Here is a 254-nt window from a genome sequence, read left to right on the forward strand (position 1 = left end):
CTGGTACATCTTCGTTATTATCGGATTGCAAATGCCTTCCAATTCTTTCTGCTTGTGCTCATACTCCTCCTTGTCGGCCAGTTGGTTGGAATCCAGCCACTTGATGGTGTCGTTGCACTTGTCGAGGATGGTCTGCTTGTCAGAGTCAGAGATCTTTTCCTTGAGCTTCTCATCCTCCATGGTAGACTTCATGCTGAAGCAGTAAGATTCCAATGCATTCTTGGCCTGGATGGTCTCCTTTTGCTTGTCATCCT

At 46.9% G+C, this 254-nt stretch carries 1 protein-coding gene; it reads right to left on the reverse strand.

The window, feature by feature from the left end:
* Positions 1 to 254, reverse strand: a 254-nt coding sequence (locus F0L68_RS46075) for an Hsp70 family protein (protein WP_149855458.1), incomplete at both ends; no start/stop codon positions are given.

The organism is Solihabitans fulvus (assembly GCF_008386585.1).
GTDB lineage: Bacteria > Actinomycetota > Actinomycetes > Mycobacteriales > Pseudonocardiaceae > Solihabitans > Solihabitans fulvus.